The organism is Actinocrinis sp. (assembly GCF_035938995.1).
GTDB lineage: Bacteria > Actinomycetota > Actinomycetes > Streptomycetales > Catenulisporaceae > DASZGI01.
On sequence record NZ_DASZGI010000259.1, the window covers coordinates 1 to 19,191 of the forward strand.

The following is a 19,191-nucleotide window of genomic DNA, read 5'->3' on the forward strand; positions in this document are numbered from 1 at the left end:
TCCGCAAGGACGCGCTCCCCCGCCGCAGGCCACACACTTCAGGCGCACTGGCCGAGCGGATCAACGCCCGACACGATGACCTTCCCCGAACTGTTCGCTCTACCGGTCACCGTCGACCTCGCCACCGCCGCACGAGCCCTCGGCATCAGCATGACCACCGCCTACCGACTCACCCAGCGCAACGCCTTCCCCTGCGCGATCATGCGCCCGACCTACCGCTACCGCATCCCCACCGCCAACCTCCTGACTTCGCCTGCCGCTTCACACAGACATAGATCGCGACAGTGCTTGTCCGGCGCCCACAGCACCAGGCGCCGGACAAGCACTATCACCCGCCCGGATCCCCTCCATCTGGGTCCTGGTCCAGCCCTCTACGACGTTGACCGCGAGACTGCGGCGGGCGGTCTCCTCGTACTCGATCGATATATCAGTTCCCGAATTCGTTGAGAGTCGACCGGCCGGGCGGATGCCTGAAATCGCCGCTGTTCAGGGCCATGCGCGGATCAGGTCGTCCGGTCCGTAGGCAGCGTCAATCTCCGCGCATTGGACACCGCTTCGACTCACGGCGACCAGTGGGAGGGGCTGATCTGTCAGCGCCGCCCAGTGCCGCAACAGCGCCGCCTTGTCGTGCTCGTCGAAGGCGCTGCCGAGCCACTTGATGGAGCCGATGAACAGTAATTGTTTCGCGATCGGTCCCCGGTCCGCGCCCACGATGTCGATTTCGATCTGGTTGTTGCGTGTCCAGTACCCGCCCACTACCGGGGCGTCGGGTAGGCCTTGGTCGGGCAACAGCCGGGCGAGTGACTCGCGGACTAGTGGCTCGATGGCGCGCCCACGCCAACTGGCCCAGCTTGTCGCAATGCGCTGTGTGGTGGTATCACCCCGGCCCCGCTCGACCTCGTCGAGGTGCGGGCCGAGAAAGCGCAGCCAGAACCTGAGATAGGGATCCGTTACCCGGTAGCGTCGGTCTTTGGAGGGCTGCAGGGAGACGGGGAGTTCCCCGGCCACGATCCTCTTGTCCATCAGTGTGCCAAGCGCCCGGTTCAGCGGGGTGGCGGCGATCCCGCCGACGGCGTTCGCGATATTGGTGAACCTGCGCTCCCCGGTACCGATCGCGCTCAGTACGGTCCGGGCCTGGGTGTGGTCGGGGAATTCCGCGGCCAGGGAGCGTTCCGCGGACACCAGCAGCGCGCTGACAGGGTTGGCCAGCGCCAGGGCGAGGTACTGCTCGACGGACGCGCCGTGCGGCCATTCCGCGCAGATCAACGGGAGTCCACCGGTCACCAGGGCCGCGTCGAAGGCGTCGGCCGCGCCCAGACCCAACATCTGTCCGATCTCCCGCGGATTGAGCGGGCCGATCACCATTTCCCGTCCCCGCTGGTGGAACGGGCGATCATAGGCGGTCAAAGCCTCCATCATCGACAGGTCCGAGCCGATCAGCAGGAGCAGCACCGGCTTACGCTCGAACAGGCGGTCCCAACTGCGTTGCAGCACTCCTTCGAACGCGTCATCGCGCCCCATCAGATAGGGCACCTCGTCCAAAACCACAATGGAGGGCTGATCGTCGGGAAGCGCCGCCGCCAACAGTCGGAGTGCCGCACCCCAATCGGCCGGGCGCGCGGCGGCCAGCAGTTCCCGCTCGGGCAGGGTTGAGCGCTGCGCGTCCTCGGCGAGCTGCCGCAGTTCCGCAGCGGGCACCGCGCCTGTGGCGGTGAAGAACAAGGAGGGCGTGCCCGCGCGCTCCACGAACGTCTCGACCAGACGCGACTTGCCCACTCGCCGTCGCCCGCGCAGGAGCAGGCAGCGCCCGGGGCGCTCTCCACCGACTCCGGAGCCCACCCGCTCGAGCTCGTCCCGCAAGAGCGCCAGTTCCCGCGTGCGCCCGACGAAGTCCGCCATCGCGCCAACCTTCCAGCTCGAGATTGATGTTACTAACAATCATGTCAGTAACACGAATGTTAGTCAAAAAGGAAAAAGGGCGCGTTACGACAGAGCGCATGGACCCGTACCTGGGCTTAGCTCGCGGTAGTCAACCTCATGCCGGCCTGTTGGCGTACTCTGCCGGCGTGACGGACCTGCCCGCAGGGCTCTACGAGGAAGTCATCACTCAAGGCTTGCACGCGCGCCTGGCTCCGAGTATTGAGGCCGGGCTCGTGCAACGCGAGGAGCTGGAGCCGGACGACGCGCCTGAAATCCTGGCCCGGTATATCGGGGCTCTGGCCCGCCGGGCCCTACGCGCACAGAGTAAGAGCAGGGATGAGGCAGGTCGGCTCGCCGCTCAGATCACGACCGCGAACCAGGTGGTGACGCTACTCAGCCGCCTGGTGCCTGAGCAGGCGCGAGCGGATGACTTGATCGCGGCCTCACAGGAACTGCTGCTCGCGATCGCCAAGGCAGGACAACACCCAGGCGCGGCGATCTTCCCTATCCGCCCGAAGACGCCCCTCGCGTCCAGCGCGCTACTGGCGAACCGGGGCGGCGAGCGGATTCTCTACGCGCTCAAGAGCGAGCTCGTCTCAGCGGACCGGGTTGATCTCATCTGCGCCTTCGTCAAATGGTCCGGACTGCGGATGCTGCTCGGGCCCTTGACCGATCTGGTGGAACGCGGCGGCCGTCTGCGCATCGTGACGACCACGTACATGGGCGCGACGGACCTGCGAGCGGTTGACGAGCTCGCCAGGCTCGGTGCCGAGGTAAAGGTCTCCTATGAGACGCAAGCGACCCGGCTCCATGCCAAGGCTTGGCATTTCCACCGTGCCACCGGATATTCGACGGCCTACGTCGGCTCCTCGAACATGTCCAGAGCGGCGTTGACAGACGGGGTGGAATGGAATGTCCGCCTGTCCGCGGTGGAGGCGCCGCACCTGATCGAGGCGTTCGCGGACAACTTCGAGTCCTACTGGGAAGACGAGGGCTTCGAGTCCTACAACGCAGGCGACGAACAGCAGCGGGAGCGGTTGCGCGAAGCCCTGGCCCTGGAGCGGGAGGGCCCCAGGGACCTGCCGCCCGAACTCGTCACCTTCGACATCACCCCGCACCCGCACCAGCGGCAAGTCCTCGATGAACTCGAGGCGGAGCGGGCGGTGCACGGCCGGTACCGGAACCTGGTGGTGATGGCGACCGGAACCGGGAAGACGATCGTGGCGGCCCTGGACTACCGGCGATTGGCGGCCACGGGCCTGAGCAGGCTGCTCTTCGTCGCGCACCGGGAGGAGATCCTGATCGCGAGCAGGATCAAGTTCCGGCACGTGCTCAAGAACTCGGCGTTCGGCGAACTACTGAAGGGGGATGAGAAGCCGCAGCGGTGGCAGCACGTATTCGCCTCGGTCCAGTCGCTGGCGCAGATCGACCTGGATCGGGAGCTGCATCCGGAACGCTTCGACGTGATCGTCATCGACGAATTCCATCATGCCGCGGCCGCTACCTACGCCCGGCTGCTCGACCATGTAGAACCAAAGGTGCTGCTCGGCCTGACGGCTACTCCGGAACGGGCGGACGGCCGGGACATCACCTCGTATTTCGGCGGACATGTCGCGGTGGAACTGCGGTTGTGGGAGGCAATCGACCGTGGGCTGCTGGTCCCGTTCCACTACTTCGGCGTCAACGACGAGACGAGCCTCGCACAACTGAAGTTCTCCCGGGCCACCGGCTACGACGTAGCCGGGTTGACGGCGCTCTACACGGGTGACGATGCCCGGGTCAGGTTGATCATCAAGGCGGTGGAGGCCCAGGTCGAGGACTGGCGCCGGATGCGCGCGCTCGGCTTCTGCGTCTCTATCCAGCACTCCGAGTACATGGCCCGCAAGTTCCGCGAAGCCGGGATCCCGGCGGCCGCAGTAACATCACGGACCGCAGCCGAGGAGCGGGCAGGCGCGCTGGCCCGGCTCAAGGCGCGCGACGTCAATATCCTGTTCACGGTCGATCTGTTCAACGAGGGCGTGGACCTGCCCGAGATCGACACCGTGCTGATGTTGCGGCCGACCGACAGCGCAACCGTCTTCCTCCAGCAGTTGGGGCGCGGACTGCGCCGGGCGCCCGACAAGGCGAGCCTGACCGTGCTTGATTTCATCGGTGTCCAGCACACGGATTTCAGCTTCGAGGCGAAGATTCGGGCCATGGCCGGCGGAAGCCGCAAGAAGGCGACCGAAGCGGTGGAGGCCGGATTCCCCTCGCTGCCCTCCGGCTGCGACATCCAACTGGACCGGATCGCCCGGCAGACGATCCTGGACAATCTGCGGGGAAATCTCCGGCTGAGCTGGAACCGGGTCACAGGGGAGCTGCGCGGTCTCGGCGACGTGTCTCTCACTGAGTTCCTCGAGCAGTGCGGCCTGGACGTCGAAGACATCTACCGCCCGGCGAACGGCACGTGGAGCGGGCTGCGTGCAGCGGCCGGACTACCGATCCCGGAAGCCGGACCGCAGGACGGCCATCTCGACGGGGCTCTGCGCCGCATGCTGCATATCGACGACACGGAGCGTCTCGATCTGCTGGAGCAGCTGACCAACGGCGAGCAGCCCGAGGACACCGCGCGCACGCGCAGACTGTTGGCGATGGCCAACTGCCTGCTCTGGAAAGCGGCGCGCGCGGACAGCCCGGCCGAAGCGATGCTCAGCCGACTTCTACTCGAACAGCGTCGGACCGCCGAACTGCGGGAACTGCTGCCGGTGCTGCGCTCCCGGCTGCGGCGGGTGGCCCGGCCGGTGGACCAGGACGGCGCGCTACCGCTGCACGTCCACGCCCGCTACCGCCGAGTGGAGGCGGAAGCAGCCTTCGGCGGCGAATACAAGGGGCAGCCGACCGGGGTGACGTGGCTGCCGCAGCAGGCGGCCGACCTGTTCTTCGTGGACTTGGAGAAGTCGGAGAAGCACCGCTCGGAGTCCACCCGGTACGAGGACCGGGTGATCACGCCAACGCTGTTCCAGTGGGAATCGCAGAACTCGACGAGTACGGACTCGGCCGTCGGGCAGCGCTATATCCATCACGCCGAGCGCGGATCGACAGTCCACCTGTTCGTCCGGGAGCGCAAGAAGGCCGACGGAAAGCTCGGCGCCCCGCCCTACTGCTATCTCGGGCCGGCCACCTACGTGTCGCATACCGGGCAGAGGCCGATGCGGATCCACTGGCGCTTGGAGTATGAACTGCCGCTCGACGTCTTCAGCAGCTGGCGCGCCCTCACCAGCTGAGTCCCGTTCCCGCGCGAATCGACGGCAACAGAACCAGTCGTCGACACCAGCCCGGCGCACGAGAGCCGGATGAGGGCGCGCGGTGGCTCGAAGCGTGTCCCAGGCAGGGTGAATCCATCCTCGCGGCTAGACGGGCTCCGGCAGAATGGACCTCGTGATCGTCGAGTCGCAGCCGCAGCCGTTCGCGTACCTCAGTGCGCCGAACGCCCGGCTCTACAGCGCGGTGTTGGGGGTGTTCGGGCAGGCCAGGGAGCGGTTCACCGTGCACTTGCGGCCCGAGGACGTGGCGGCCGAGCTGCGCCGGACCGCGTCGGGGCCTGCGGACTCGGCTGACACCAGGGCGTTGTCCGATCCGTCCGGGACCGTCGAGGCGGCGTCGGTCGAAATCGTGGCGGCCGCGCTGGAAAAGCTGGTCGAGTGGGGCAATCTGCGCGCCGACGCGGACACCGGCCGGGTGACCACCGTCGAGGACTTCCACCGGGCCCGCTATCTCTACCAGCTCACCCAGCACGGACAGGCGGCTATCCAGGCGATCGCCGTCTACGAGCAGGCGCTCGGCCGACGCGGGCAGCTACAGTCGGTGGCCCTGGCCGACATCGCCGAGCAACTCGGCTCGCTGCTCGCGCTGGCCGGTGAGGCGGATCCGGACCCGGCGAAGGTGCACCTTCTGCTGCTGGGGCTCGCCGACCGCTTCAGCAGCCTGGCGGACAATGCACAGGCGTTCATGGCCTCGCTGCGGCGCACGATCGATTTCCAAGACGGCGACGAGGACGCGTTCGTCGCCTACAAGGACCGCCTCGTCGAGTACATCGAACGGTTCATCGCGGACCTGGCCAACCGTGGCGCGCAGATCGCCGAGCTGATCGGGCGGCTGGATGAGGCTGGGATCGGCCGACTGCTGGAGGCCGCGGCGCGCCGTGAGGCCGCCGACGCAGTGCCGGACACGCCCGACGCAGGCGACGGCGCGGCACAGAACGACGCCGTCGCAGACGTCTGGCACAGCATTCTGACGGGCGCGCTGGCGGCCTGGGAGAACCGGTGGCGGGGCCTGTCGGACTGGTTCGTCAGCCGGGGCAGCCGCCATCCCTCTCAGGCGAAACTGCTGCGCGGTTCGGCGGTGAGCGCGATCACGAGCCTGGTCAACACGGTCGCGGCGCTCAACGAGCGGCGCGGCGGGCGCTCGGACCGGTCCGCCGACTTCCGCGCGCTGGCCCGGTTCTTCGCCGAGGCGCCGGACGAAGCTGCGGCGCACCGCCTCTGGCGAGCGGCGTTCGCGCTCTCCCCCGCGCGGCACCTGACGGTGGACGCGGCGACCGAGGCCGCCTGGGGTGAGGCCGAGCCCGCGCCGAACACCCCGTGGGCCGAGGCTCCGGCGCTGGAGATCAGCCCGCGGCTGCGCGAGACCGGCTCCTACGAGCGCCGTGGACAGCCGAACCGCGTGACCGACCGGTCCGCCGCGCGACGGGCACTGGCCGAGCAAGCCGAGCGGGAGGCCGCCGAGACCGCGGAGGCACGCGCCCGACTGGCCACCGACGGCCCGGTACTGCTGTCCGAACTGGCCGGGCCGCGCGCACTGGACCCGGGCGCGTTCCGGCTCTTCCTAGCCATGCTCGGCGACGCGCTGGCGGCCCGCACGCCTGGCGAATCACAGTCCGGCGCGATCACCGGCGACGGCACGATGGAGGTCCGGCTCAAGCTCGTCGACGCGGATCGGGTCGTCGAGATCCCGACCGAGGACGGGGTGCTGTCGGGGCCCGAGCACATCATCGAGATCCTCGATCTGGTCGCGCCGTTCCCGTCCCGGCACGGAGCGGGCGCATGACCGTCAGCACGCTGATCGACGTCGAGGGCGAGCGGCGACGCGCCGCGCGGGCGCTGCTGGCCCGTCCGCTGCTGGCCGCCGGGACCGAGCAGTTCCGGCTGGTGCGCAAGCACGCCGCGGACCTGGCGGCGTGGTTCACGCAGGAGACCGGCTGGCGACTGGTGGTCGACACCCAGACGGCGCGCCTGTTCAAGACTCCGGCCCGGCTGAGGGATCACACCCGGCCCGCGCTCGCGCCCAAGACCCGGGTGCCGTTCACCCGCCGCCGCTACGTCCTGCTGTGCCTGGCCCTGGCGGTCCTGGAGCGCTCCGACGCGCAGATCACCCTCGGCCGGCTCGCCGAGGGGGTGTTGACTGGGGCGGCCGATCCGGCGCTGGCGGACGCGGGGATCGAGTTCCGCCTGGAGCGGCGGGAGGAGCGTTCCGACCTGGTGGCGGCGGTGCGCGTGCTGCTTGAGCTGGGGGCGTTGCGACGGGTCGCCGGGGACGAGGAGGCGTTTCTGGCCGCGCCGGGCTCGGCAGACGGGGTGCCCGGAAAGTCCGTGCGCACCGAGACCGACGTGCTCTACGACGTGGAGCGCCGGGTGCTCGCGGAACTGCTGGCCACCCAGCGCGGGCCCTCGACCGTGGGCGAGTCCGGGTTCGAGCGGCGGCTGGCCGCGTTGACGGCCGAGCCCGCCCCGGATACGGACGAGCTGCGGCTGCGCGCGTTGCGGCATCGGCTGACCCGGCGCCTGCTGGACGACCCGGTGGTCTACTACGCGGAGCTGTCCGAGGAGGAGCGGGCCTACATGGTCTCGCAGCGCCACGCGATCGCCCGACGAATCAACGAGCTGACCGGTCTGGTAGCCGAGTTGCGCGCCGAGGGTGTCGCGATGGTCGATCCGGACGACGAGCTGACCGACGTGCGCATGCCGAAGCAGGGGACCGAAGGGCATGTGACGCTGCTGATCGCCGCGCACCTGGCCACGGCCGGGCGTCCGCAATCAGCGTTCGAACTCACCCGCCTGGTACGACGGCTGGCGATCGAGCACCGCGCCTACTGGCGCAAGTCCGCGACCGAACCGGCCGCCGCCGCCGACCTGGTGGCGCAGGCGCTGGCGCGGCTCGAGGCATTGGACCTCATCGACTACGTGGGCGACGAACGCGAGACGGTCACCCCGAAGGCCGCGATCGCCCGGTACGCGCTGGCCGCGCCGACCATCCGAAAGGGCCGCCCGCAATGACCACGGACACTGTGACTGCGGACACTGCGACGACCCTGTCAGTGCACACCGCGGACCTGCCCGAGCCGACCAGGCCCCGATGGCAGCCGCTGCGCGCCGGGCTGGTGGACATCTTCTACTACGACAGCGAGGAGTTCCGCTTCCACGACGGCCGGTTGCTGCTGCGCGGCAATAACGGCACCGGCAAGTCGAAGGTGCTCGCCCTGACCCTCCCGTTCCTGCTGGACGGCGAGCTGGCGCCGAACCGGGTCGAGCCGGATGGCGACCGCAACAAGCGGATGGAGTGGAACCTGCTGCTCGGCGGCAAGCACCCCCACGACGAGCGCACCGGCTACACCTGGCTGGAGTTCGGCCGGATCGCCGAGGACGGCGTTCCCGAGTACCGCACGCTCGGCTGCGGTCTCAAAGCGGTCAAGGGCCGTGGAATCGCGAAGCACTGGTTCTTCGTCACCTCCGAGCGGATCGGACCGCGCCTCGCGCTGATGTCGGCGACCCGGGTGCCGCTGACCCGCGAACGCCTCAGGGAGACCGTTGAAGGTCACGGCCACGTGTACGACACGGCCACGGAATACCGGCGCGCGGTGGACGAGAACCTGTTCGGGCTCGGCCAGGAACGCTATGAAGCTCTGGTCGGCCTGCTGATCCAGCTGCGCCAGCCGCAGCTGTCGAAGAAGCCGGACGAGAAGCTGCTCTCCCGCGCGCTGACCCAGGCGCTGCCGCCGCTCGACCCGGCACTGGTCGGGGAGATCGCCGAGGCGTTCCGCGGCCTGGATGAGGAGCGCCAAGCCCTCCAGGCGCTCATGGAGGCGTCCGGCGCCGCCCTGGCGTTCCTCGGCCACTACCGCAGCTACGCGCGGGTCGCCGCCAAGCGCCAGGCCGCCGTGCTGCGCCTGGCTCACAGCAAGTACGAGCACCTGGGTCGTGACCTGGGCGAGGCGGACGCCGCGCACGGCGAGGCGCAGACACGCCTGACGGCGGCGCTGCAGAGCCTTGAGTTCCTCGACGGCGAGCGCGTCCGCCTAACGGCCGCGCACGACGCGCTCAACCGCAGCCCAGAGATGGACGCGGCCCGCGAACTGGAGCAGGCGGGCAAGACGGCGGCGACCCTGGCTCGGGTCGCGGTCGACCGGGACTCGGCCGTCCACGCCGCCCGCACCCAGGCTGAGGGCTGGACACGGCGGGCGGCCGAGACGGCGATCAAAGCGGCGGCGGACGCCCGGGATCTGGACGCCGCCGGGGCGGACGCGGCGCGCGTGGCCGAGCTCGCGGGAATCGACCATCCTGCGGTGGCGCTGGCCCTGGACCGGGACCTTCCGCCCTATCCCGAGGCCAGGCGTGCCGGAGAGCGGGAAGCCGAACGCCGCGCCCAAGCCGTCGCGGGGCTCGAATCCCTGCTGTCCGCCGCGGAGCAGGCACATGAACGTGCCCGCGCCGCGCGGGCCGAGGCGTCACGCGCGGGCGCCGAGCTCGCGGACGGGCGCGAGCGCGTCGTCGCAGCGGAGACGGCCGTCTCCGAGTCCGGTACGCGGCTGGCCGCCGACTACCGCGCCTGGATCGACGCGGCGAGCGAACTGAGCATCACAGAGCCCGAAGAAACAGTTGCGCTGCTGGAGACATGGGCCGACACGCTCGACGGTCCCAACCCGGCCGCCGTCGCCGCCGCCTCCGCGCATCGGCTCGCCTCGGCCGCGCTCACCCGCCGCGAGACCGAACTCGACGCCGAGCACGCCGCCGCGAGCCGTGAAAGCGACGCGCTCGACGCCGAGACGGCGCGGTTGGAAGCTGGCGGCCACGACGCGCCGCCTGTCACGCACACCCGTGACCACGCAGCACGCGCCGGACGTCCCGGCGCGCCGCTGTGGCGCGCCGTCGACTTCGCCGAGACAGTCCGCGAACAGGACCGCGCCGGGATCGAATCAGCGCTCGAAGCAGCGGGGCTGCTCGACGCCTGGCTCACCCCGGACGGCGCGCTGCTCGCCCCGGGCACCGGCGACGCGGTCGTCCTGCCCGACTCCCCCGCCCCCGCCAGCGGGCTGGCCGCAGTACTGCGTCCGGCGGTCGACCGGGACGATCCGCAGGCCGTAGCCCTCTCGGACGACGCGGTCCACGCCGTCCTCACGGCGATCGGCCTAGGCGAGAGTGCGCACGCGACGTGGGTCGCGGCGGACGGCGGCTATCGGATCGGCGCGCTGCGCGGTTCCTGGACCAAGGAATCAGCACGCTACATCGGCGAGGGCTCGCGCGAGGCCGCGCGCCGGGCGCGGCTGACCCAACTCGCCGCGCTACGCGCCGAACTCGCCGCGGAACTCGACCGGATCAGCGGGGCTCGCGAACAGGTGCGTGAACGCGCCGCACTGCTCGCCGAGCAGTTGGCCGCGCAGCCGTCAGACGAGCCGTTGCGCACCGCGCACAACCGCCTGAGCGCCGAGAACGACGTGGTGCGGCGGCTGACCGAGCGCAGCGAACAAGCCGCGCTCGAAGCCGCCGACCGCCAGGAGCACGCCGAGCAGGCGGACGCCGCCACCGCCGAATACGCGCAGGACACCGGCCTGCCCGCCGAACGGTCCGGCCTGGCCGCCGTGCGCGACGCGGTGTCCGGATACCGTGCCGCGCTCGCCGCGCTGCTTCCGGCCGCCGCCGCTGCCGCACGCTCGGCCGACCAGGAGCGCGACGCCGCTGGCGAGGCCGAGCGTGCGCAGAGGGTGCGTGCCGAGGCTGAATCCGCGGCCGAGGAGGCGCGGCTCCAGGCCGAGGGCGCCGAGGAACACCGGCGCGTGCTCGCCGAGACCGTGGGCGCCGGAGTCGATGAGCTCTTCCGCCGGCTGGCCGAGACCGCCGCCGCCGTCGAGGAGCGGGACCGGGCCGAGAAGGCCGCGCGCGCCGAGCATGAACGTGCCCTGACGGACCGCTCCCGCGCCGAGGGGCAGCGCGAGCGGATCCGTCGCGACATCGAGGACGCGGTCGGCGAACGCGACCGCGCGGTGGTCGCGCTGCGCTCCTTCGCGCAGACCGGCCTACTTTCCGCCGCGCTCCCGCAGCTCGACCTGCCGCCCCACACCGAGGCCTGGGCACCGACCCGAGCGGTCGCGCTGGCACGCCAGGTAAATCAGGATCTTGACTCGATGGACGACGGCGAGCGGGCCTGGGAGCTGATCCAGCAGCGCGTCTCCGCCGAGCACAAGGTGCTGACCGACGCGCTCGGGCGGCACGGTCACTCGGTCGGCATGACTCTGCACGACGGCGTGATGGTCGTCGACGTGTTCTTCCAGGGCCGCACCCAGGACGTCCCCTCACTCGCGCACACTCTCGGGCAGGAGGTGGAGCAGCGCGGCCGGCTGCTGTCCGCCAAGGAGCGCGAACTACTGGAGAACCACCTCGTCGGCGAGGTCGCCGGAGCACTCCAGGAGCTGATCGCCGCCGCCGAGGAGCAGGTCCTGGCCATGAACCGGGACCTGGAGCAGCGCCCCACCTCCACCGGCATGGCGCTGCGCCTGCAATGGAACCCCGCCCGCGACGCGCCGGAGGGCTTGGAGGCCATGCGCAGACGACTGCTGCGCCAGTCCTCCGACGCGTGGCGCCCGGCCGACCGCGCCCAGGTCGGGGAGTTCCTGCAAGCCCGCATCGCGGCCGACCGCCAGGAACACCCCGGCGACTCCTGGCACGACCAGCTCACCCGGGCCCTGGACTACCGGGGCTGGCACGAGTTCGCGATCCAGCGCCGCCAAGACGGGCAGTGGCGACCGGCGACGGGCCCGGCCTCCGGCGGCGAGCGGGTGTTGGCCGCGTCCGTTCCGCTCTTCGCGGCGGCCTCGTCTTACTACTCCTCCGGCAGCCCGCACGCGCCGCGCCTGATCGCCCTGGACGAGGCCTTCGCAGGGGTCGACGACGACTCGCGGGCCAAGTGCCTCGGCCTGCTCGCCTCCTTCGACCTGGACGTGGTGATGACCAGCGAGCGCGAGTGGGCCTGCTACCCGACCGTGCCCGGGATCGGCATCGCCCAGCTCGCCCGGCGCGAGGGCATCGACGCGGTCCTGGTCACCCCGTGGCGCTGGGACGGACATGAACGCGCCAGACTGCGCCGTCCGGAGCCGTACGTCCCCGCCGCACCACGCGCCGCCGAGGTCGACGACGCCCCGGCAGCGCCGTTCGACCCGCAGGGATGACCATGCAGGGCGATCGCACCCCGACCGATCAGGCACATCCCGACCAAGCACGGCTGCGCCGCCTGCTCGGCGGTCCCGACACCGCGTGGCTGGTCGACCGGGTCCGCCGTCGCCTCGCGGAGGGCAAGGCGCTCGACGGCGTCGTCACCCTCGCCCAGGCGACCGCCGGCCAGCGCCGGGCCGTCGAGTTGCTGCTCGGTCGGGCACCCGGCGCGGGCCACTCGCTGTCGGTCCGGTTGTCCGAGCTCGACGCCGCCCTGCGTGCATCAGAGGTCTGCCCGGAAGGTCTCGCCGCCGCAGTCGTCGCCCTCACCGGCCCGGTCACCGACCGCCGTACCGCGGCCGAAGCACAGCGCCTGGCCTGGGAATCCGCGCTTCTCCCCCTCGACGAGTGCGCGCGGATTCGGCCTGAGCTGGCCGGATGGCGCGCCGAGATCGAGACGACCGGCCTGCTCAAGCGGCTGTCCCAAGACAACGCCCGAACGGCGGCGGCGCTTTCGGCGAGCGCCACGCGCGTCATCGCCGCGCTGCCTTCCCCAGGCATCGGCCTGGCCGTCCTGGCTGCGCGCACCACCGGAGACGCGCACGCACTCGACGAGGGAAGGCCTCTCGGCGCACTCGTCTTCTCCGCCGTGCGCGCCCTGGCCGGGCTCACCGCCCGGCAGACCGCGACCCCGGGCGAGCGCCGCGCCGCCTGGGCAGCCATCGGGGTGGCACGCGACGAACTGTCCTCACGAGTGCTCGTCCTAGGACTGCCCGCCGACCCGGGTACCGGCGATCACCGGCACGCGACCGGCCGGGTCCTCGCCGCGGCGCACGAAGCGGGCGAGCCCGCCGTGCTGACCCTCAGACAGCTGACCCGCGACGCCCCGCGCTTCGATATCGGCTCCGACACCGGCAACAGCACGGTGTTCGTCTGCGAGAACCCCGCCGTCGTCGCGGCGGCGGCCGACGAGCTCGGCTCGGCCTGCCCGCCGCTGATCTGCGTGGAGGGACAGCTCTCGGCCGCCGCCCGCACGCTGCTCGCCCAGCTGGCCGACCAGGGTGCCCGCTTCGCCTACCACGGCGACTTCGACTGGGGCGGAGTGCGCATCGCCACGACCGTCTTCCGCCTCGTCGGCACCTCCCCCTGGCGCTTCGACGAGACGTCCTACCTCGCCGCGCTCGACCGCGGCCACGGCAGCCCCCTGGCCACCGGCGTGCCCGCCGACACCCCGTGGGATCCCCGGCTGAGCGAGGCCATCGCGCAGCGCGGCATGCGCGTCGAAGAAGAACACTTACTCGACCTGCTCATCGCCGATCTGCGGGCAACAGGCCCCAGCCACGACCGACCACCCACGCCGCCCACTTTCGACGAGACGTGATTGGATGACGGACCGTGGCCATACGCATCGACATCGACGCCCTGCTCGAAAACCTTCCGACTGACGTCCGCAACACTGCGCTCGACGTGTCAACGCGGATCAGATCGCTGCGGTCCAGCGACGGCGGCGCGCGCGCCGCCGTGACCACACCGGACAGCGGCGCGATGGACTGCTGGGTCGGCGTCGCCGACGGCGAACTCGCCGCGGACTGCGAGTGCCGAGCGGGCCGCCACCAGGGCCGGCCCCAGCCCCTGTGCGCACACGCCGTAGTCGTCGCCCGAGCCGCGGTCGAGGCAGGCCTGCCGTGGTCGGCGAACGCGACGCCATCGGGCTCGGCTGTGCCCAAGACCGCGGCCGAGTGGGTGCAGATCGCCGACGGCCTCACCCACCGCGAACTCGTAGACCTCGTCGCCGACCAAGCCGAGCAGAGCCGCTCCTTCGCCAGCTCACTGCTCAAGGCCGCAGACCTGCTCGAGCCGCCCGGACCCGCCGAGATCGCGCTCGTGCGCAAGGCCATCGACGAAGCGCTGGGCGTGGAGTCCGGCTACGAGTGGGACCTGCACGACATCGCGGTAGCCGGATACCGCCTCGCCGAGGAACTCGAGCTACTTGCCGAGCGCCCGGCGACCAGCGAGGCCCTGAACATCGCCGAGGAGGCGATCGACGCGTGGGACGGCCATCTCTACGCGGTCCTGTCCCAGGACTACCGCACGTATGAGACCGAACCCTCCCACATCGGCGGAAGAATCGCCGCGGCGCACCTGGCGATCTGCGCCTCGCTGCGTCCCGACCCCGAACAGCTCGCCGCCGATCTGGTACGCCTCGAAGGTCTCGCCGAGATCGAATCGAGCATCGACGCCCTCAGCGCGTACCGGCACCTGCTCGGTCCTACCGGCATCGCCGCCTACAAGGACGGGATCAAACAACTGCGGCGCGCCAGAGGCTGGTGACCGCGACCGCCAGAAGCCTGACCTGCTCGCCGTGCCACAGGTCGGTGCGGACGTCCGCGTGCTGTCCGTCCGCGCGTTGTCGTGCGCAGACGCGCGCGAGGTCACGGATGTCCGTGCGGACGCGTGCATACTGTGCGGATCGGAGGACACGAGAGCAGAACCGTGATCTGCACGAGTCCAATGGATTTCGCGTTATGCGTACAGAAGTCGGCGTACAGACATCACGTTCAAGATGTCGCCACGATGCATAGAACGTCACTAGACGATGCGAAACAGAGGAATCGTGACGTAACTCTCAGTAACCCTCGCTAAGAGCCTGCCGTTGCAGGTCAGCGCCGAACGTGGTGCTGACGTGCAGCGTTATGAACCGTTATGCGGCGAGCCGGCCTGTAAGCCGGGTTCTGTCCGCGCGCCAGGTGGCGCGCGGGGCGACCATCCATCTACGACGTGCGTCGCCGCACGCCTCCAGCGGTCTACCCGCGAGCTCGGGCGGGCCACCCTCGAACACTCGCGCAGGCGCCTCGCGACGCCCTTCTTGACCTTGCTCCGGGTGGGGTTTACCGAGCCGCCCGGGTCGCCCCGGGCGCTGGTGGGCTCTTACCCCGCCGTTTCACCCTTACCGCGGTCGTTCGCCGCGGCGGTCTGTTTTCTGTGGCACTCTCCCGCGGGTCACCCCGGGTTGGTGTTGCCAACCACCCTGCCCTGTGGAGCCCGGACTTTCCTCGGACCGCCGTGGCGGCCCGCGGTCGCCCGACCGGCTCGCCGCATGGTCATTCTACCGGTCTCGGGCGGTCTCAACGGCCGTTGACGGATCGGCGGCGGTCGCGGCGGCATCGCGGTTCAGGTGGCCGACGGCCAGTTGGGCGAGCAGCGCGGCGCCGTCGGGCAGGACCACATCGTCGAAGGCCGCCTCCGCCGAGTGATTGTACGGCGCGATTTCCGGGTCGCGGTCGTCCAGCGTCGCGCCGAGGAAGACCATCGCGCCGGGTACGCGCTCCAGGATCCGCGAGAAATCCTCAGCCCCGGCCAGCGGGTTCGCCATGCGGAGGAACCGTTCCTCGCCGAAGGTCTCGGCGATCGTGGCGTGCACCGTGTCTACCGCGTTCGGATCGTTCACGGTGACCGGGTACAGCCCGTGGAACTCGGCATCGACCTCGAGGCCGTGCGCGGCGGCGACGCCCTTGACGGCGGTCAGGAGCGCGGGCTTGACCCGGTCGAGCGCCTCGGCGGAGAACGCTCGGACCGTCGCGTCGAACTCCGCGGTGTCCGGAATGATGTTGTTCTTGGTCCCGGCTCGGAAGTAACCGACGGTCACTACGACCGGGTCGAAGACGTCGAACTGGCGCGTCACGGTCGTCTGTAGGGTGGTCACCATCTCGCATGCAGCGGGAACCGGGTCCTTGGCCCGATAAGGCGCCGAGCCGTGCCCGCCGCGGCCCCTCACGGTGACCCGGAAGTCCGCACACGCTGCCATCAACGGGCCCGGCCGGGTCGCGAACACGCCGCGCGGCAGCAGGCCGGAGGTCACGTGGATCGCGTAGGCGGCGGTCGGCGTGCTGCGGGCGGCCGCGAGCACCCCCTCCGCGATCATGTGGGCGGCCCCGTCTTGGCCCTCCTCGCCCGGCTGGAACATGAAGATCACGTCCCCGGCCAGGCTCTCGCGCCGGGCGGCCAGCAGTTTCGCCGCGCCGGTCAGGATTGCGGTGTGCAGGTCGTGGCCGCAGGCGTGCATCGTCCCGTCGACGCGGGATGTGAAGTCCGAGCCGCTGTTCTCTTGGAGCGGCAGCGCGTCCATGTCCCCACGAAGCAGCACAGTCGGCCCGGGCGCGCCGCCGTGCAGCACCGCCGTGATCGAGTGGAGCCCCTTCCCCGCGGTGATCTCCAGGCCGAGGCCGTCGAGCGCGGTCAGCACCTTCTCCTGGGTGCGCGGCAGGACGAGGCCGAGTTCCGGCTCACGGTGCAGGGCGTGCCGAAGAGTGCGCAGCTCGCCGGAGATCTCGGCGGCGTCTTCGCGAAGAGACATGTAGGCGGCGCCCTCCATATGCGGGTATTTCTCGCTGAGAATACGCGGATGGGAGAGCAAGCGGCAGGGGTACGGCGCGCCGGGTTGGCGGGGTCGGAAAGGGGAGGTCAGGACCTGGCGGGGGACGACGATGGCGAGGACGAGGACGAGGACGAGGACGAGGGGGACGATGACGGCGAAGAGGAGGGCGCTGGGGCTGGGGCCGGGGCTTGGGGGCGTTCGCCTGAGGCGGGGCGACGGTGGGACATGTCTTGCAGGGATTCCATCGTCCGTACCGCGTGGGCGGCGTTGTCCAGCGCGACCATCTCCCCGGGCCGCGGCGTGCGCACGATGTCCCGGTAGTCTGGGTGCAGATCGGCCCACCGCCGCATGAAGGGACACCTGGGCAGGACTAGGTGACGTTCGGCGCGGGCGTCATCGAAGGCCCGGCGGGCGAGCAGCGATCCGATACCCTGACCGCGCATCGACGGGTGGACCTCGGCGTGCGGGAGGATCACCGTGTCCTTGACCTTCACCCAAGTCGCGAACCCCACGCGGCGGCCGTCCAGATATGCGGCGTAGTGGCCGTCCTCGCGCTCGTCAGCAATCTCAATGCCCATAACAAAACGCTAGACCCGACGTGGCGTCATGACCAGTGCCGTACAGCCGAAGGGACGACGGCTGCGGCGGACGGGCGTCCGGAGACGAACGAGGGGCGACGACGACAGGCGACGGATGTCACGGCCAATAGAGCACGGCGGTCGCGGCGTTCTTGAGCACCTGGCGAACGATGAGGCCGGTCGCCAAGGCCGAAAAGCCGAAGAAGATCAGCCAGAGTCCGAGCACAACGGCGAGGAACACCAGGCTGGCTCCGGGGAACAGGACGATGAGCACGCCGACCACGATGCTGAACCAGCCTCCGGCCATGCCCGGGGCCGGCCCGGCGAGCATCCCGCGCCCGCGCCGCTGTCGGGCGCCGAGGATCGAGATCGCCCCGGCCGCCAGCCAGAAAGCGCCGGCGACAACCGCGAAGGTGGAGGCCGTCGAGAACGGATCGATGAGGCAGACCACGCCTACGCCGATCGACAGCACGGAGAGCACGAGCGCCACGACGCGCGCAACGGGCTCGACGCCCCGCAACTGAATCGCGGCCGCGAAGCGGTAGAGGCCGCTGAGCAGAAGGAAGAGACCGAACAGCGCGGTCAGCGCGCCAACCGTGTGACCCGGCCAGACCAGGACCAGCGCGCCGAGGACCACCGAGGCGCCGCCGAACACGACAGGGACGATCCAGGCCTTGGCCCATCGCGAGGGCAGCAAGCCGCGCGGCGTGCCGTCGCCGGAGCCGGAGCGCGGGTCGGGGCGCGGGCCGGAATCGGGACCGGATCCCGGCTCCACGATCCGCCCGCTCAATGGTTCACTCATATCCGGTTCCTCCCGCCTGCTTTGGTCCGCGGGCGACGCGGTGATCTCATTCTCCCATCGCCCGACGTGCCGGGCGCGACGCGGCGAAGCGGACCGCGCCGCGGAGAACCCGTAGGATGATCATCCGCCAGCAGCGGCCGGGCGGCGGGCGGAAGGGAGCCGCGCATGAACACGAACAATCCGGGCGTCCCAGCGGGCGATGGGTCGCAGGAGCGGGAGGCCGAGGCGGCCGCGGCGGCAGCTGCAGTCGCGGCATCAGGCGCGCACGCGAGCGAGGCGGCGAGTTCGACGCCACCGGAGGAGGAATCAGAAGAGCGGGCGGGGGCAGGAGGAGCGCACCCGGAAGCCGCGCCGTCCGAGGCGGAGGCGGCGCGCCCGGAGGCGGAAGCGACGGCAGCCGAGGCGGTGCGGCCGGAAGCATCAGAGGCGGCGCCGTCCGAGGCGGGGGCGGCACCGCCGAAGGCGGCGGCCAAGGCGGTGGGGCAGAAGGCAACGGAGGCGGCGCCGTCCGGGGCGGGTGCGGCACGGCCGGAAGCGGTGCGGCCGGTAGCGGAAGCAGCGGAGGCGGCGCCGTCGGGAGCGGGTGCGGCCCAGCCGGAGGCGGTGCGGCCGAAGGTGGAAGCCGAATCGCGGCCGAACGAGCCCGCCGGCGAATCTGCGGAGCCAGACCGGTTCCACGACCACGACGACGTCCACAACCACCTCCTGCACCACAACCACCGGTACAAGCGTGACCTCAACCCGACGCTCGAGGAGCAAGCCGAGCCTTCCCCGCTCGCCTCGCTCAACCACGTCATAAGCGCGAACTTCCGCCGCGCCGTACTCGCGCTGGTCATGGCGTGCGCCGGTCTCGGCCTGACGTACGCCTCAGGCGGCGTGCTGCCCGCTGTAGGCACAGAGCGGCCGGTCCAGTTCTTCCAGGCGCACCAAGGGTTGGCGCAGACGCTCGCCATCCTCGGCGCGGTCATGTTCTTCGTCTTCGGGATCAGCGCGGTGCGCTCGGCCACCAAGGAGATCCTCAAGACCGTCCCGCATACGATCGACGACAACCGGAAGAAC

The 19,191-nt window shown here is 70.6% G+C and carries 10 protein-coding genes, 1 other RNA gene and 1 pseudogene; 7 read left to right on the forward strand and 5 right to left on the reverse strand.

All coding sequences use genetic code 11. The annotated features are described in order from the left end of the window. Window positions 1-486 precede the first annotated feature (486 nt). On the reverse strand, window positions 487-1,899 hold the full coding sequence (locus VGZ32_RS18135; RefSeq protein WP_326887256.1) for an ATP-binding protein: 1,413 nt from the start codon (window positions 1,897-1,899) through the stop codon (window positions 487-489). 167 nt (window positions 1,900-2,066) lie between these two features. Between VGZ32_RS18135 and VGZ32_RS18140 the strand changes: the two genes are divergently transcribed. The 6 genes from VGZ32_RS18140 to VGZ32_RS18165 all read left to right on the forward strand — a co-directional run bounded on the left by VGZ32_RS18140 (window position 2,067) and on the right by VGZ32_RS18165 (window position 14,708). After that, a complete protein-coding gene (locus VGZ32_RS18140) occupies window positions 2,067-5,183 on the forward strand; it encodes a DUF3427 domain-containing protein (protein WP_326887257.1) in 3,117 nt (1,038 codons plus the stop codon). A 154-nt stretch (window positions 5,184-5,337) separates the two neighbouring features. Beyond that, window positions 5,338-7,005, forward strand: coding sequence for a TIGR02677 family protein (locus VGZ32_RS18145; protein ID WP_326887258.1), 1,668 nt, complete (start codon window positions 5,338-5,340; stop codon window positions 7,003-7,005). After that, the gene (locus VGZ32_RS18150; protein ID WP_326887259.1) at window positions 7,002-8,231 is read left to right on the forward strand and encodes a TIGR02678 family protein; all 1,230 of its coding nucleotides are present in this window, start codon (window positions 7,002-7,004) and stop codon (window positions 8,229-8,231) included. Before VGZ32_RS18145 ends, VGZ32_RS18150 begins: the two co-directional genes overlap by 4 nt. Beyond that, window positions 8,228-12,394, forward strand: a complete 4,167-nt coding sequence (locus VGZ32_RS18155) for a TIGR02680 family protein (protein ID WP_326887260.1) — start codon at window positions 8,228-8,230, stop codon at window positions 12,392-12,394. The genes VGZ32_RS18150 and VGZ32_RS18155 overlap by 4 nt, the downstream gene beginning before the upstream one ends. Beyond that, entirely contained in the window at window positions 12,391-13,758 is a 1,368-nt protein-coding gene (locus VGZ32_RS18160) for a TIGR02679 family protein (protein WP_326887261.1), read from the forward strand. Before VGZ32_RS18155 ends, VGZ32_RS18160 begins: the two co-directional genes overlap by 4 nt. A gap of 14 nt (window positions 13,759-13,772) precedes the next feature. Then, window positions 13,773-14,708, forward strand: coding sequence for a hypothetical protein (locus tag VGZ32_RS18165; RefSeq protein ID WP_326887262.1), 936 nt, complete (start codon window positions 13,773-13,775; stop codon window positions 14,706-14,708). Between the two features lie 374 nt (window positions 14,709-15,082). Here VGZ32_RS18165 and rnpB read toward each other — a convergent pair. From rnpB to VGZ32_RS18185, 4 genes are all read right to left on the reverse strand, one after another. Further along, window positions 15,083-15,470: RNase P RNA component class A (gene rnpB / locus VGZ32_RS18170), an RNA gene on the reverse strand. A gap of 13 nt (window positions 15,471-15,483) precedes the next feature. After that, window positions 15,484-16,731 (reverse strand): M20 family metallopeptidase, encoded by a 1,248-nt coding sequence (locus VGZ32_RS18175; RefSeq protein WP_326887263.1) that lies wholly within the window; start codon window positions 16,729-16,731, stop codon window positions 15,484-15,486. Between the two features lie 107 nt (window positions 16,732-16,838). After that, on the reverse strand, window positions 16,839-17,330 hold the full coding sequence (locus tag VGZ32_RS18180) for a GNAT family N-acetyltransferase (protein ID WP_326887264.1): 492 nt from the start codon (window positions 17,328-17,330) through the stop codon (window positions 16,839-16,841). Window positions 17,331-17,448: 118 nt separating this feature from the next. After that, window positions 17,449-18,132 (reverse strand): HdeD family acid-resistance protein, encoded by a 684-nt coding sequence (locus VGZ32_RS18185; protein ID WP_326887265.1) that lies wholly within the window; start codon window positions 18,130-18,132, stop codon window positions 17,449-17,451. A 165-nt stretch (window positions 18,133-18,297) separates the two neighbouring features. On the opposite strand from VGZ32_RS18185, the pseudogene VGZ32_RS18190 reads away from it, so the two are divergent. Next, a pseudogene (locus VGZ32_RS18190) lies at window positions 18,298-19,191 on the forward strand (hypothetical protein); the annotation flags it as partial.

What these genes read in the sequence shown, in the direction of transcription:
- VGZ32_RS18175 (WP_326887263.1), bottom strand. Translation starts at nt 16,731, where the DNA reads ATGTCTCTTCGCGAAGACGCCGCCGAGATCTCCGGCGAGCTGCGCACT.
- VGZ32_RS18185 (WP_326887265.1), bottom strand. Translation starts at nt 18,132, where the DNA reads ATGAGTGAACCATTGAGCGGGCGGATCGTGGAGCCGGGATCCGGTCCC.
- VGZ32_RS18180 (WP_326887264.1), bottom strand. Translation starts at nt 17,330, where the DNA reads ATGGGCATTGAGATTGCTGACGAGCGCGAGGACGGCCACTACGCCGCA.
- VGZ32_RS18135 (WP_326887256.1), bottom strand. Translation starts at nt 1,899, where the DNA reads ATGGCGGACTTCGTCGGGCGCACGCGGGAACTGGCGCTCTTGCGGGAC.
- VGZ32_RS18155 (WP_326887260.1), top strand. Translation starts at nt 8,228, where the DNA reads ATGACCACGGACACTGTGACTGCGGACACTGCGACGACCCTGTCAGTG.
- VGZ32_RS18150 (WP_326887259.1), top strand. Translation starts at nt 7,002, where the DNA reads ATGACCGTCAGCACGCTGATCGACGTCGAGGGCGAGCGGCGACGCGCC.
- VGZ32_RS18160 (WP_326887261.1), top strand. Translation starts at nt 12,391, where the DNA reads ATGACCATGCAGGGCGATCGCACCCCGACCGATCAGGCACATCCCGAC.